Origin of the sequence: Vibrio nigripulchritudo (genome assembly GCF_027924785.1) — a bacterium.
GTDB classification, from domain to species: Bacteria; Pseudomonadota; Gammaproteobacteria; order Enterobacterales; family Vibrionaceae; genus Vibrio; species Vibrio nigripulchritudo.
This window is the reverse complement of sequence record NZ_AP027049.1, coordinates 1,897,065-1,911,843: the sequence shown is the minus strand read 5'-3', so window position 1 is coordinate 1,911,843 and position 14,779 is coordinate 1,897,065. Positions and strand designations below refer to the sequence as shown.

Genomic DNA, 14,779 nt, shown 5'->3' with positions numbered 1-14,779 from the left:
ATGGCTAAGATGAAATTCCTATGTGACACCAAACGTTGTATCGAGTGTAACGGCTGTGTCACCGCATGTAAGAACGAAAACGACGATGCCCTCGAATGGGGGCTTCAACGCCGACGTGTCGTCACACTAAACGACGGTGAAGCGGGCGAAAACTCCATTTCAGTTGCGTGTATGCATTGTACCGACGCACCGTGTATGGCGGTTTGCCCGACGGATTGTTTCCGTCAGACCGAAGACGGCATCGTACTGCACAACAAAGACCTGTGTATCGGCTGCGGATACTGCCTGTTCGCCTGTCCTTTTGGTGCACCACAATTTCCGCAAACCTCTGCATTTGGTGAGCGTGGAAAAATGGACAAATGTACCTTCTGTGCTGGCGGTCCTGAAACCGAAAACGGCTCTTCTGAAGAAAAAGTGAAATACGGTGCTAACCGCATTGCGGAAGGCAAACTGCCTATGTGTGCGGAGCTGTGTTCTACCAAAGCTTTGTTAGCAGGCGATGCGAATACCGTGTCTGAAATCTTCCGCCAGCGTATGGTGGAAAGAGGCGGCATTAGCTCCGGCTGGACAAGCGGTGAAGATCTCGCATTCGACGCAACCAAAAGCTAGAGGACCAAAATGTTACCACGCATCATCGTTACCTTCTTTTCGTTGTTTCTTGTGTTTGTTGGCAAGCCTGTGCTTGCCAACGAATCTGCAAGCGCGGAAAAAGAGATCGCTCAGCTTGCCGGAGCGGATTACTGGCGTTTGGTCAAAAATGGAGAAGAGGGCTATACCACGTCTCAATCCCCTGAGCACGGCGTATTGATCAATGCCAGCGGTCAGCTTTGGCGAGAAGTGCGTAACAAATGGGTGACGCCCATCGGAGGTTACGTCATCCTGGGGGCTTTCGCCTCTTTACTGGCGTTTTATCTCTGGGCAGGGCAAATCAAGCTCTCTAAAGAAAGAACCGGAAACAAAGTATTAAGATGGACGCCGTTTGAGCGCGCGCTTCACTGGTATACGGCATCACTGTTTCTGATTCTTGCGTTGTCCGGTCTGCTGTTGATGTACGGTAAATACATCATGAAACCTGTTGTGCCTTACGGAGTTTGGGATTTCGTTATTGCAGCATCTAAGGTATCGCATAACTATCTGGGTCCGCTGTTTGTGATTGGTCTGGTCGCCATGTTGATCAAATGGATGAAGAACAACTTCTTCAACAAAGTGGATCTGGAATGGTTCAAACAGGGCGGCGGTATACTGCCAAACGGAAAGCACCCTCAGGCAGATTTCTGTAACGGGGGCGAGAAAATCTGGTTCTGGCTACTGGCAACGGCAGGGGTAACAGTTTGCGTGACTGGTTTGGTTATGGATTTCCCTATATTCAATCAAACCCGAGAACTGATGATGGTGGTCAACATCCTTCACGGTATTTCATCGCTCGGATTGATCGCCGCTTCGCTTGGGCATATCTATATCGGTACGGTCGGTACAGAAGGTGCTCTTGAAGGCATGAAAACCGGTTATGTGGATGAAACGTGGGCAAAGCAGCACCACAACATTTGGTTTGAAAGAGTCAAAAAGCAGGAAGGCGAAAGCCAGCAATGAAAATAAACAAGAAGCCCCTTTACGGGGCTTCTTTCATTTAGTCACGCAGCCGCCAGATAAAGACAGCAGTAATACAACCCGCTACACAAAGAGCAGCTGTGATACCAAACAGTCCGTTACCTTCGAATGAATCAATGGCATACGCAAATACAGGTGGACCGATGGTTGCGCCTAAATTTCCTAACTGAGCAATTGCGCCATTTCCCATCGCTCGTTCTGATTCGGTTTGGGATAAGTACGGGATCAAGGTAAAAGAAGCGCCTTGAACCATACCTGAGAACAGCATCAGTACCACTGCCGCAGCGACAAAGTAAAACTCCTGATGTTGTAACTTGATCGTAGAGAACGTCGCTAAGGCAATAGCGATATACGCGACGAATAACAGAACAGGCGCTTTCAAAGAATACTGAGTCAGGGCACCCGCCAGAAAAGTACCAAGAATACTCACCAACGGGAGTACGACGAATAGCAGGCTTCTTATTTCTTCATTAGCTGATGTTCTAGGAATAAACGTCAGAAGCGCCACAAACATGAAGGTGTGGAAGAAAAACACAACGCCCGGAAAACATGTTCTGGGGTTCAGATAAACTCGAATTGTCGTCTGAAAAAGCGCATACAGGCTTCCTATGCCGCCTCTTTCTCCATTTTGGTTGCGAGTGTGGTGTAAGACAAAGAACACGATCAAAGGTATGGACAGCAAGGCATGACCAAGAAACAGACCCGAAAGACCATACACAGATAGAATTTGATTTCCGAGCCAACCGGTAAGAGCAAACGCAACTCCGAAAAATGCCCCCCAGATCCCCATAACCAGAGAGTGATGCTTTTTCTGCGCCTGTTGAAGCATAAGAGTAGGGGCGGCAATCACCACACCCAAATGCGATGCCCCTTCGATAAACCGACTCATAAGCAAAACTGGGTAGCTCGGAAGTGAAGATTGAAGCAGAGAAAGACCTCCACCGATAAGTAAAGAACCTATAAGGACTCGGCTGTAGCCTATTTTTCCAGACAGCACGCCACCAATCACACCCAGAACCAGCCCAACCATGCCCACAATTGAGAGCAGAGTACCCGCTGAAGTTCCATCAATCTGGTAAGCCGTGAGTAAGTACTCGTAGGATATGGAAAACTTGGCAAACTGCATTGCCGCAAATATTCCCGCGAACCAGAGAAAAGCAATACTCAGCCATTGGGTTTGATTCAGGATTCGGGTATCAGCCGTGTCACAAGAAACGCTACTCATAAATAGTTAACCACCTGCATGTTTTTGGAGCGACACAATTCAATGTCGCTTTTTCTCCAATGTACATGGCGATGACTATTTTTTATGAGATTTAGATATGATTATCAAATCAACCAACTGGCATTTTCAAAATGACCCGAGTGAAGTTATCTGGTTCCGACTCGATTCGGATCGAGCCATGCAGCTTCTGCATCACAAACTGAGCAATAGTTAACCCCAGGCCAGTTGCGTTCTTCTTGCCATTATTGGTGTAAAACGGTTCAAAGACTTTAGCCAGAACCTCGCTATCCATACCAGTTCCGTTGTCTTCTATCAATAGCCTTACATACTGGTCGTCTGCGCGGGTCGAAATACTAATGTAGGCACCTTGTTGATCTTTGCGATCAATCGCGTCGATAGCATTTCTAAACACCAGCTCCAGCACTTTTCGCAACATGTTTCGGTTGCCCGTCACCATTAAGTTCTCGTCCATCTGATTTTCTACCGAAATCCCTTCAGGGTTTAAGAAAGCATCATCCTTGGAAAACGCGCTCGACAATTTGAAAGGCGTGAGTCTGGCATCGAGGGATTTGTCGGCAAACACCCGCAGGCTTAGTAGCACGTCTTTCACTCGCATCAACCCGGATTCTGAATCCGAAATAACGGACTGAATGTCTTCAAGAATTTCGTTTATATCGGTTTCTTCGTAGTAGATAGCGACCACTTCGTGCTTGGCTTCATTGTTAGGCTCCATAAATAACTGCTTGTGCAATTCCAGCAGTTCCAAAATGGAATCAATGTATTGCTTTAGAGGTTCGAAATTTCCCAGCGTAGAACTGATTGGGTTATTCATTTCATGCAGCAAGCCGACAGCAATGTTACTAAGCGAAAGCATTTTCTCGGACTGAATCTGCTCTTCGTTATCATCTTTGATGTGCGCCAGCGACACCTGTGCCTGTTGGAATCTTTGGTTCACTTCTGCCATGGCGTAACGGCGTTCAAGACGTGAGTGCAATTGATGCGCGACTTCTTCGAGCACTTTCAGGTTGGTAACGGTAAGCAAATCCAGATGCTTTTGCTCGATCAGACAAACCAGAGCGTATCTGACTCGCTCATAAATACTGATGGGGAAGAGCAGTATGGCAGCCCCACCAAATGCGCTGTGAATTGGGGCAGGCGGGTCAAGATTAACCAAAGGACGCGTCGTCAGCTTTTCAATTGAGACATTCGCTCTGAGTGTTTGACTGTCGTTTTCACTCGCCAGCGACAACGCTTTATCTTTAAGCTGGAAAACGTTCTGTACCAGTCGCTCCTTGGACACATCGTAAAGAAACGCATGCTTTGCCGAACAGAAATTGCTGATGGCATCGATAACGAGCGCAAGAAACGTCTTCTCGTCTGCATTCTTTGTGTCTGAACGCCCGACCTGATGGAGCATGGTTAACCGGCTCTGAAGCATGGCTTCGTTTTCATTCATAGCGCTGTGGCGCTCTACATCTCGCTGGAAATAGAACTGGAATATATTCTCCGGAGTGGTTGTGAGGCTTAAACAGTGATCAACACCTGACATGGTCAACGTTTGGGTAAGCTCACCGTCAAAAACAACCCAAATGGTCATGGTTTTTCTGCCTAGCGTACTTCTTGCGTATTGGCAGATCTCAGGAATGTCATCAAAACTATCAATATTACAATGCAGGATAGCGATATCTGGTTCAAACGAACGAATGGATCGCATGACTCTTCTGGACGGGGTGTGCTCAATGGTGACGTTGGCTGCACTATTCACAAACTGAAAAGTGTTTTTGAGCTCTTCAGACAGCAAAACCTTAACAGACATATTTTCCCAAATTCATATAGTTGGACTATATTTTAGAATAGTAAAGAATACGGAAATGCGCTCAGGAGAAATGGCAAATGGCAACAATTCGTCTTTTGTACTATAGCGAAGCAACCAAAGAGATGTCTTTAGCGGATTTGAAAGAGATTCTAGGCACAGCCAGAGACAACAACTCTTCACAGGATATATGCGGCATGCTCTGCTACGACAACCAGTTCTTCTTACAGGTTCTGGAAGGAGACAGTGAAGAAGTGAGTGAACTTTTTATTAAGATTGGTCAGGATGTTCGCCACGACAGGGTGGCTATTATGTCGGTACAGCAGATAGAGAAGCCGGCGTTCCAGAATTGGCAGATGGGTTATGCAGGGTCAAGTGAGTTGCTGCAGTCTCTGCTACAAGAGCTCAACCTTGACGCTTTTGAGCCAGATAAACTCACGCCCAAGCAAGCTGCCGAGATTTTGTACAAGCTCTCAAAAAGCCAGACTGAAGTGTAAACCGCTCTGCGTGAGTGACGCGCAGAGTTTGCACCAATTTGATCAACCCAACCGGGTGCAATCTCACCATAATAGTGCACCTGAGTATTCGCATCTTTTGAATTCATTCTTCCTCAATAATATTTTTATTATTTATAACAATATCTTAAATCATTTTTAACGAATCCAATTCTCTTTGGAATGATCCTTGCGTTATAGCTGACAATTATCTTTCCCTGATTTGGGGAATAAGACTCAGAGTGCACAGGAAGCGTGCAAAAATAATAAAGGAGTAGTTAAAGATGAGTAATACCGTTGCGGACGTGCAGGGAGCAGTCCACACACTCACTCAGAGTTCAGATACCTTGTTTCTTCTTCTCGGTGCCATCATGGTTTTCCTTATGCACGCAGGCTTCGCTTTTCTTGAAGTGGGTACCGTGCGTAAAAAGAATCAGGTCAACGCCTTAGTAAAGATTCTTGCGGATTTCGGGGTGTCTGCCATTGCTTATTTCTTTATCGGTTACTGGATGGCTTACGGTGCCAACTTCTTTGCCGATGCAGAGACATTATCGGCAGGGAATGGATATGAGCTGGTTAAATTCTTCTTCTTACTTACTTTTGCTGCAGCCATTCCTGCCATCGTATCTGGCGGTATCGCAGAGCGAGCTCGCTTTTATCCGGTACTGATTGCAACCTTCTTTACGGTTGGTCTGGTGTACCCGCTATTTGAAGGCATGATCTGGAACGGTAACTTTGGTCTTCAGGATTGGTTCGAATCCTCATTTGGCGCAGGCTTTCATGATTTCGCTGGCTCTGTTGTGGTTCATGGCGTAGGTGGCTGGATTGCGCTGGTGGCAGTTATTTTCTTAGGCATGCGTAACGGCCGTGTAAGGGCAGGGAAACATACCAACTTTGCGCCTTCTAACATCCCGTTTCTGGCACTTGGTGCGTGGATCTTATGCGTAGGCTGGTTCGGGTTCAACGTTATGTCGGCTCAGACTCTTGAGGGTATCAGCGGTTTGGTCGCTATGAACTCTCTGATGGCGATGACTGGCGGTATTCTCACCGCATTGGTCGCAGGGCGCAATGACCCGGGTTTCATCCATAATGGTCCTTTAGCCGGGCTGGTAGCTGTTTGTGCAGGTTCCGACCTGATGCACCCAATTGGCGCTCTCATTACAGGTGGTGTCGCAGGCGCGATATTTGTTTACCTGTTTACCTACCTTCAGAACAAAACCAAAATTGACGATGTACTAGGCGTCTGGCCACTGCACGGTGTTTGTGGTGCATGGGGTGGTATTGCTGCCGGTATTTTTGGTCAGAGCAGTCTTGGCGGTTTAGGTGGCGTAAGCTTAACTGTGCAGGTTCTGGGTACGGTTATCGGAATCGTGGTTGCTCTGGTTGGTGCAGCCATTGTTTACGGCTTACTCAATGCAGTGACAGGTCTAAGACTGTCTGAAGAAGACGAATTCAATGGTGCAGATTTGGCGATTCACAAAATTGGTTCAACCAGTGAAGATTAATCTGAAATCAGGTTCAAAAATAAAACATTCTTCAGAAGGGCGACGATAGTCGCCCTTTTTACGACTATGGTCTAGCGCCATACCCTTTTTACCATTGTGTCTTTAGTGCTAAGGTTAGGGGACATAATTACAAGGATGTGTGTCGTATGAACTTCCCCTACAGAAACATTGTGATTCTCACTGGAGCAGGGATATCCGCCGAATCGGGCATTCAGACTTTCCGAGCTCAGGATGGGCTATGGGAAAACCACAGAATTGAAGATGTGGCGACCCCAGAAGGGTTTCAGCGTAACCCTGAACTGGTGCAGGAGTTTTACAATCAAAGACGCAGAAAACTGCAAGATCCCGCTATAAAACCGAATACTGCGCACGAAGCGCTAGGAAAGCTGGAAGCACAACTGGACGGCAAAGTAACCGTAATCACCCAGAACATAGACAACCTTCACGAACGCGGTGGCACCAAGAACATCATTCACATGCACGGTGAACTGCTGAAAGCGCGATGCAGTGAATCGAATCAGGTGGTGGATTGCTCTGAAGACATCCTATCTGGCGATCTTTGCCACTGCTGTCAGATGCCAACTCAGATGCGACCTCACATTGTTTGGTTTGGCGAAATGCCGCTCCGAATGGGCGAAATCTACTTAGCGCTTGAAGAGGCAGATTTATTTATTTCGATTGGCACATCCGGTGTTGTGTATCCAGCTGCGGGCTTTGTCCACGACGCAAGAATGCATGGTGCACACACCATCGAAATTAACCTTGAACCAAGTGCGGTCGAAAGTGAATTCGAAGAAAAACGATACGGGAAAGCGAGCATCGAAGTACCAAAACTGGTCGAAGAGTTATTAAGCGAACCCGACGCGTTGCGTGCTCATGCGTAATCAACTTCTTTAATGAAAGATTTCAGAGAAGGCAGGCTTGTATGAGCCTGCCTTTTGTTTGTCGCTACTACTTGTTTTCACTACTGATAAAGACAATCAGATTTCTATTGTCAGTTCTTTACCATTACGGCGAATCTTCATCGTTAACTCACCCTTGGGTACAGTTCGGAACAAATCACCCAGTTGACGTATTTCAATAGGCTTGTAGTGCTTTCCATTCGCTTCCAAAACCACGTCGCCATTTTGCAGCCCGTATTGAACCAGCCTTTCTTCTGGGTTGTAGAAGATCTCTAACTGTTCATTGGAAAAACGCACATAAATCAGTCTTTCCGGTTGCTGCCAGGTTTCTTCTATAGAAGTCGCGTCATAACAGAACATGAGCTTGTTTGGCATAAAAGAAAAGCGATCAAATCGCGAGAAAAAGTCCATGCCGACCGCATACTGGCTAATGTTCGCCGACACTTCAATCTCACCCAGAGGCATCCCTTCGAAATAGAGATCTTTCACTATGTAACTGTGTTCCTCTTTAAAACCATTTGCATCATAGGAGAGTTGTGGCTCAGGGTTTTGATATATCGATTTGGTTTCCTGCTCAAGCAGCTGAATAAAGTCCTCTCCAAACCGGGAGTCCGTCGCACCAGTATCCGTCATAACGGTCACATCAAGATCCTCATAGTTCATGACTAGCCAAGGAGCACGGTTGTATGTATCTGAATAGCCAACACACTGTTGAAAGTCTGCAGCATTAAGGGCGTAATCGTAAGCAAAAAGCTGATTGGAACGGTTGTCTTTGAGCCAGGTGAGTTTTCGGAATGTGTCAGCGCCTAAAATACCGTCTATCTGGATGCCGTTACCTTCAGTGATCACATCAAACTCAAACCCAATCCACAGGTCATGGTCGTGAATGACTTTGTCACCAATTGACATTTCCACCGGTTCAAAAAAGGAGATGCGATCGGGTTCTACAGCACCAGAAACCCCAGTGATGTTTCCAAAATCTCGGCGAAGAATAGGTGGAAACGTGTCTAGAGATACCTGCTTAGTAATTTGTCTGGCAACGTCGGGATCAATGAAAGTGACGCTTGCACCTGTATCCAGCAGAAAGTGATAGCGTTTTCCATCGATAATCACGGGAACGATTAAGGCATCAGAAGAGGGCTGCGACGCAGTCATCACAGGAGAATGTTTGGTTTCGGTTGGAAGGGAGGAACAACCAGACACTAAACCCATTCCTAAAAGGACAGACAGCGAAGCATAAGTTTTTGATTGAAGTAATTTCATTTGTATTGTTGTTTTATTATTCGGAGAATTAAAACTAATACAAAATATAATCCGCCTCAATCACTTGTTAACTACATTATCAACAAGTGCACAAAAACTTAAAAAGAATAATTGAAGTGGGAACTTATTGGGCTAATCCAGAGCCAATGAACCATTGTTGATGGCAGCAAAGCGATTCACGTCCTTGATATGTTCTAGCATTTCGGTTTTGCAGTAGTTATCAGAACTGGAGTACAAAGCAACGAGCTCTTCAACGAGACCATTCAATTCGCAAGGGACATTCAGATTTCCTGCCAATTGGTTGGTGCCGTGATCGATTTTGTGTTCTGGCTGCTGGTTAAGTGATTCCTGTGCTTTGCTATGAACTATGTCTAGATGAAAGTTCTTAAGAGAGATGAGTGAATCTCTATGAGGATGATACTTGCTGGATTGCAGGGCTCGGATATCAGAAAGAAGCTGCTCTGCAAGTTTCATAAGCTCACGATAAGTTGTCGGGACTTTGAAGTCGTATTTATTGTTGTCCATAACCAGCTCCTTTGATCTTTTCTTAGAGTTTGTTCTTGTTATGAACTTGTACTGACACAAATAACGAAACGATCACTGAAAGCTCGATTTTTATACAAATACTTTTCCTGTATAAGAATTGAGTTTGTATATGGTTGAAAAGAAATAAAAAAGAGCGGAGGAAATCCGCTCTTCTTGTTTTGATACTTTTCTAGAATCTTTAAGTGACTTACAGGTTCACTTTAAGTTTCTGGAAGTATTCTTCATAGAGTGTGCTGGCTTCGCCCACTTCATCTTGCCACTCGCCACTGTCCATCACCTCTTGAGGAGGGAAGATGCTCGGGTCATTTGCAAACTCTTTTGGCAGTAAGGGGTAAGCCGATTTCACCGGTGTTGGGTAACCAATTTCTACCGCTATTTTCGCTGCGTTTTCAGGGCGAAGCAGGAAGTCGATCATCTTATGGGCAGCTTCGATGTTTTTCGCACCGCTAGGAATCGCTAAGCTATCCATCCAGAAGATGGTGCCTTTCTCTGGCCACACGATGTCGATGGTTGCACCTTCCTGGCGTGCCATGTACGCCGAACCGTTCCAAAGCATGCCCAGTGATGTTTCACCAGCTAGGTAAGGGTTTGCAGGGAAATCTGAGTTAAACACCAATACGTTCGGCATCAGCTTTTTCAGCTCTTCGTACGCAGCTTTGATTTCATCTGGGTTTGTGGTGTTTGCAGAGTAGCCCAGCTTGGTTAACGCAATGTGGAAGACTTCACGAGAGTCATCCATCATCATTAGCTGACCTTCCCACTTCGTGTCCCAGAAATCATCCCAGCTTTTCACGCTGTCTTTGTCCAGCATGTCTGAGTTGATGCCAATGCCCGTCGCACCCCAAATGTATGGGATAGAGTAGTCATTGTTAGGATCGAAAGGCTTGTCTAGGTAGTTAGCGTCGAGATCAGCAAAGTGAGACAGCTTTTCTTTGTCGATTTTTTGCAGCATCTTCTCTTTGCGCATCTTAGATACAAAGTAAGTAGAAGGCACCACAAGATCGTAGCCTGAACCCTGAGTCTTTAACTTGGCGTACATGCTTTCGTTAGACTCGTAAGTGGAGTAGATAACTTTAATTCCGGTTTCCTTGGTAAAGTCTTCTAAGACTTCGCTTGGGATGTATTCGGACCAGTTGTAGAAATACAGTTCTTCGTCTGCAGCAGAAGCGTTGAAAGAAAGGATAGATGCAGCACTGATAAGACCAGCAAACAGCTTAGAGCAATTTTTCATTGTTTCCCTTTATCTGTTAGTGGGAGAGTGTCGTGGCACGTGTTATGTGTAACTTGAGTATATGTGCTCAACCTCTCAAAATTAGGTGGCAGAATTGTACTCCAGTTTGTGAAGAATGAAAAAGGGCAATCGAAATTGCCCTTAGAAATAACATTCAGATGATATTTTATTGACCAGCTTTTAGCTTCATAAAGTACTCTTCATACTTCACGGTCTTATCGCCGACCGCTGCCTGCCATTCCACTCGATCTAAATCTTCCTGAGAAGGAAAGAGTGGTGACACGTCTTTAAATTTCTCGTTAGACTCTTTTACTGCAGTTAAATAGCCTGCGTTTTTTGAAATTTGCTCTGCGACTTCAGGACGAAGCAGGAAGTCGATCATCTTATGCGCGGCATCCACATTTGCTGCACCGGAAGAAATCGCGAAGTTATCCACCCATCCAATACCACCTTCTTTCGGGAAGACCAGTTCCAACGGCAAACCTTCAGCCTGAGCCGCAGCGGCTGAACCGTTCCAGAGCATACCAACACCCACTTCACCAGAAAGGTAAGGCGCGGCTGGGTTATCTGAGTTAAACACCAGCACATTCGGCATCAGTTTTTGCAGCTCTGCATACGCTTCATCGATTTGCTTTTCATCGGTGGTATTACCGGAATAGCCGAGCTTACGCAGGGCAATGTGGAACACTTCACGAGTGTCATCCATCAGCATCAACTGACCTTCCAAATCGGAATTCCATAGGTCGCCCCAGCTATTAAACTGGCTTGCATCATACATGTCGGTATTCACCGCTAAGCCCGTAATAGCGACAACATGAGGAATCGAGTAGTCGTTGTTTGGGTCATAAGGCTTATCGAGGTAGTTGGTATCGAGTTTGTCGAAGTTAGTTAACTTGGACTTATCAATTTTCTGCAACATACCTTCATCGCGCATTTTGGAAACAAAATACGTCGACGGAACCACCAAATCGTAACCTTTATTATGGGTTTTCAGCTTGGCATACAAGGTCTCATTTGACTCGTAGGTCGAGTAAATCACTTTAATGCCTGTTTCATCGGTAAACTGTTTTAAGAGATCGCTCGAAATGTACGGTCCCCAGTTCATGAATACCAATTCTTTGTTTTCGTCCGCTTGTACTGATTGAGTCAGTAAAGAAAGCGCACATGCACTACCAGCTAAAAAAGTAGCCCATTTTTTCATTAACGTTAGCTCCAAACTAAACGGGATAAGAAAACAGCGCAGTCAAACACTGCGCTGTCGAATGAGTAAAATAAGTTTATCACCCTAATTTACTTCACTTTTTCTCTTGCAAGCAATTGTGAAATCACAACCAACACAAGAGATACCACCAACATCACAGTTGCCAGTGCATTCACTTCTGGCGAGATGCCGACTTTGACCATTGAGTAAATCTTCAATGGCAGAATTTCGTACGTTGGACCGGTGACAAATGAACTGATGATTACGTCATCCAGAGACAGCGTAAAGCTCAACAGCCAACCTGCCGCAACCGCTGGTTTCGCCAGAGGCAGGATGATTTGCTTTAGAATCACCCATTCGCTCGCACCCAGATCTTTCGCCGCTTCCAGCATCTTCACATCAAAGCCATTCAGGCGGGAGTAAACCGTTACCACCACAAATGGCAAACAGAACGTGATGTGAGCAAAGAAAAGGGTAAAGAAACCCAATTGCACACCCACCACTAAGAACAAAGCAAGCAACGAAATCGCCATAACAATGTCTGGAGACATCATCACAATGAACAGCAGCCCATTCACCATGCCTTTGCCTTTAAAGCGATAGCGGAATAGGGCAACCGCTGTCAGGCTTCCTATGATGGTGGCTGCTGTTGCGCTGAACACCGCCACATTCAGTGAGTGCCATGCGGCTTGCATCAGGCTGTCGTTGTTCACCAGCGCTTCGTACCATTTCGTGGTAAAGCCTCCCCATTTCATACCAAACTTGCTAGCATTGAAGGAGTTAACAATCAACACAATGATTGGCAGATACAAAAACGCGTACACCAACGTCATAAAGCTAAACTTAATTGACTTGCCCATCAGCTTAGCTCCACTTTCTTATTCAATAGTTTTCCTGCCCTGTAGTAGGCATACAACATAATCGCCATGGCAACCGTCAGTGCAATGCTGGTTGCCGCGCCAAACGGCCAATCTCGCGCATTAAGCACCTGACTCTTGATGACGTTACCAATAAGCAGGTTCTTCGCACCACCCAGCAAGTCAGAAATGTAGAACATCCCTAATGCAGGAAGCAGAACCAACAAACAACCGCCGATGATGCCCGGCATAGTCAGTGGCAATACCACTTTCAACAGCGTCTGAAGCTTGTTTGCACCCAGATCGCGAGCTGCTTCCAGGTAGGTGTCATCCAGCTTTTCTATCGCGGAGTACAAGGGCAAAATCATGAACGGCAGCAGGATATAAACCAAACCAATCATTACAGCAGATTCGGTGTACATAATACGAATCGGCTTATCGATAATGTCCATCGCAATTAGGCTTTTGTTGATGATGCCTTGCGTGCCTAACACAATTTTCAAACCGTATGTGCGAATCAATGAGTTGGTCCAGAACGGCACAATCACCAAAAACAACATAAACGGACGCCATTTCTCGGGCATTTTTGCCACGATGTAGGCAAACGGATACCCAATCACCAAACAAAGCAGTGTCGCAACAATCGCCATGTAGAACGAATGCCACAGCACTTTGAAATAGAGCGGGTCTGCCAAACGCGCGTAGTTTTCCAGCGTGAAGGTCATCTCAATCAGATTGGCTTCATCGCGGGTCAGAAAGCTGGTTCCAATGATCATCAGATTCGGAAACAGCACAAATATCACCAGCCAGCCTACAATAAGACCGATGATGGCATTTTGTAGATTAAGCTTCTTGTTCATCTGCCAGTACCACTTCCCAGCTTTCAACCCAAGTTACGGCGACTTTCTGACCCAGAGAATGGTCTACATCCGGATCATCTTCATTGAAGAACTCACTGACCATTACGCGCATGCCCGATTCCAGTTCCACCACGGAATCCAGTGTCATGCCTTTATAGGTTCGGTCAATTACGTGCCCGACAATGCCTTTTGATTCATTTTCTTTTATTTCTTCCAGTCTTAAATCTTCTGGACGAAGCAATACCTGTAGCTTGTCGCCACCTTTAACGGCTTTGTCGTAATAGACGATAGACTCCACGCCTTCGATATTTGCTTTAATGCGTTTGTCGTCGATACGTGCAATCACATCCGCATCAAATACGTTGATCTCACCGATGAATTTCGCCACAAACAGGTTTTTCGGCTCTTCGTAGATTTCGCGAGGGGAGCCGTCTTGCTCAATCTTTCCGTCTTTCATCACGATGATGCGGTCAGACATAGACAGCGCTTCTTCCTGATCATGAGTAACGAAAATAAAGGTAATACCTAACTGACGTTGGAGCTGTTTCAGCTCGATTTGCATCTGCTTACGCAGTTTGTAGTCGAGTGCAGACAAAGATTCATCCAACAAGAGTACTTTAGGCTTGTTCACTACTGCACGCGCAATCGCAATACGCTGCTGCTGACCGCCAGAAAGCTGATGCGGCTTACGCGAAGCCATATGATCCAAACGCACCATTTTTAGCGCTTCAATCACGCGAGGTTCAATATCAGCCGAAGGCACTTTTTGCATACGCAGACCAAATGCGACGTTATCAAACACCGTCATGTGCGGGAACAGAGCGTAGCTCTGAAAAACCGTATTCACATGGCGCTGTTCTGCTGGCGTAGCCGTCACATCGACACCATCAAGTTTGATGGTTCCCTGATCGCTGGTTTCAAAGCCCGCGATCATCCTCAGTACCGTTGTTTTGCCACAGCCAGACGGACCAAGAATGGTCAGGAACTCGCCGTGATTCACGTTTAAGTCGAATCCATCAATGATTTTTTTACCATCAAAGCTTTTTTCGATGGACGACAGCTGTACAACATGAGTTGGCTTTTTCAATGTCTGTTTTTCTCCTAATTAAAAGCCAGCACTGGTCTGCTTGATTCCAAAAAAACATCCCAGAACGTATGTGGAATGGGGAGCGAATCATATTCCTCAAAACGGTGTTCGCAAAGCATTTTCTTACACAAAATCCTAAAAATTTTTGCGGCTTTTGTTTACGTGTTTGTACCTCATCTCTGAACCC

Annotated in this window: 14 protein-coding genes; 5 read left to right on the top strand and 9 right to left on the bottom strand. The window is 45.9% G+C overall.

What is annotated here, in order from left to right:
* Together fdh3B and QMG91_RS08740 are read left to right on the top strand one after the other, a co-directional pair.
* Positions 1–609: a formate dehydrogenase FDH3 subunit beta gene (gene fdh3B, locus QMG91_RS08745; protein ID WP_004401723.1), complete on the top strand. Its 609-nt coding sequence runs from the start codon at positions 1–3 to the stop codon at positions 607–609.
* A gap of 9 nt (positions 610–618) precedes the next feature.
* Complete coding sequence (locus tag QMG91_RS08740; RefSeq protein ID WP_281830348.1) at positions 619–1,590, top strand: formate dehydrogenase subunit gamma; 972 nt, start codon at positions 619–621, stop codon at positions 1,588–1,590.
* Between the two features lie 37 nt (positions 1,591–1,627).
* Here the strand turns inward: QMG91_RS08740 and QMG91_RS08735 are convergent, their stop codons facing one another.
* Entirely contained in the window at positions 1,628–2,833 is a 1,206-nt protein-coding gene (locus tag QMG91_RS08735) for an MFS transporter (protein WP_281830345.1), read from the bottom strand.
* Positions 2,834–2,942: 109 nt separating this feature from the next.
* Complete coding sequence (locus QMG91_RS08730; RefSeq protein WP_281830343.1) at positions 2,943–4,649, bottom strand: sensor histidine kinase; 1,707 nt, start codon at positions 4,647–4,649, stop codon at positions 2,943–2,945.
* A 77-nt stretch (positions 4,650–4,726) separates the two neighbouring features.
* Here QMG91_RS08730 and QMG91_RS08725 point away from each other — a divergent pair, with 77 nt between their 5' ends.
* From QMG91_RS08725 to cobB, 3 genes are all read left to right on the top strand, one after another.
* A complete protein-coding gene (locus QMG91_RS08725) occupies positions 4,727–5,143 on the top strand; it encodes a BLUF domain-containing protein (RefSeq protein WP_004400464.1) in 417 nt (138 codons plus the stop codon).
* Between the two features lie 281 nt (positions 5,144–5,424).
* A complete protein-coding gene (locus QMG91_RS08720) occupies positions 5,425–6,645 on the top strand; it encodes an ammonium transporter (protein ID WP_281830341.1) in 1,221 nt (406 codons plus the stop codon).
* Positions 6,646–6,791: 146 nt separating this feature from the next.
* Positions 6,792–7,529, top strand: a complete 738-nt coding sequence (cobB, locus tag QMG91_RS08715; RefSeq protein WP_022590831.1) for a Sir2 family NAD+-dependent deacetylase — start codon at positions 6,792–6,794, stop codon at positions 7,527–7,529.
* A 96-nt stretch (positions 7,530–7,625) separates the two neighbouring features.
* On the opposite strand, the gene QMG91_RS08710 is transcribed toward cobB, so the two are convergent.
* The 7 genes from QMG91_RS08710 to potA form a co-directional block, all read right to left on the bottom strand.
* Positions 7,626–8,810 carry an aspartyl protease family protein gene (locus QMG91_RS08710; protein WP_281830338.1) on the bottom strand — a complete coding sequence of 395 codons (1,185 nt, stop codon included), beginning with the start codon at positions 8,808–8,810 and terminating at the stop codon, positions 7,626–7,628.
* 132 nt (positions 8,811–8,942) lie between these two features.
* Positions 8,943–9,335: a hypothetical protein gene (locus QMG91_RS08705; protein WP_281830336.1), complete on the bottom strand. Its 393-nt coding sequence runs from the start codon at positions 9,333–9,335 to the stop codon at positions 8,943–8,945.
* A gap of 208 nt (positions 9,336–9,543) precedes the next feature.
* Positions 9,544–10,587, bottom strand: a complete 1,044-nt coding sequence (locus QMG91_RS08700) for an extracellular solute-binding protein (RefSeq protein ID WP_004400474.1) — start codon at positions 10,585–10,587, stop codon at positions 9,544–9,546.
* A gap of 166 nt (positions 10,588–10,753) precedes the next feature.
* The gene (locus tag QMG91_RS08695; RefSeq protein WP_223093833.1) at positions 10,754–11,788 is read right to left on the bottom strand and encodes an extracellular solute-binding protein; all 1,035 of its coding nucleotides are present in this window, start codon (positions 11,786–11,788) and stop codon (positions 10,754–10,756) included.
* A gap of 89 nt (positions 11,789–11,877) precedes the next feature.
* The gene (gene potC / locus QMG91_RS08690) at positions 11,878–12,648 is read right to left on the bottom strand and encodes a spermidine/putrescine ABC transporter permease PotC (protein WP_022550722.1); all 771 of its coding nucleotides are present in this window, start codon (positions 12,646–12,648) and stop codon (positions 11,878–11,880) included.
* Entirely contained in the window at positions 12,648–13,505 is an 858-nt protein-coding gene (gene potB, locus QMG91_RS08685) for a spermidine/putrescine ABC transporter permease PotB (RefSeq protein WP_022550723.1), read from the bottom strand. Before potB ends, potC begins: the two co-directional genes overlap by 1 nt.
* On the bottom strand, positions 13,489–14,592 hold the full coding sequence (potA, locus tag QMG91_RS08680) for a spermidine/putrescine ABC transporter ATP-binding protein PotA (protein ID WP_022590825.1): 1,104 nt from the start codon (positions 14,590–14,592) through the stop codon (positions 13,489–13,491). Before potA ends, potB begins: the two co-directional genes overlap by 17 nt.
* Positions 14,593–14,779 lie beyond the last annotated feature (187 nt).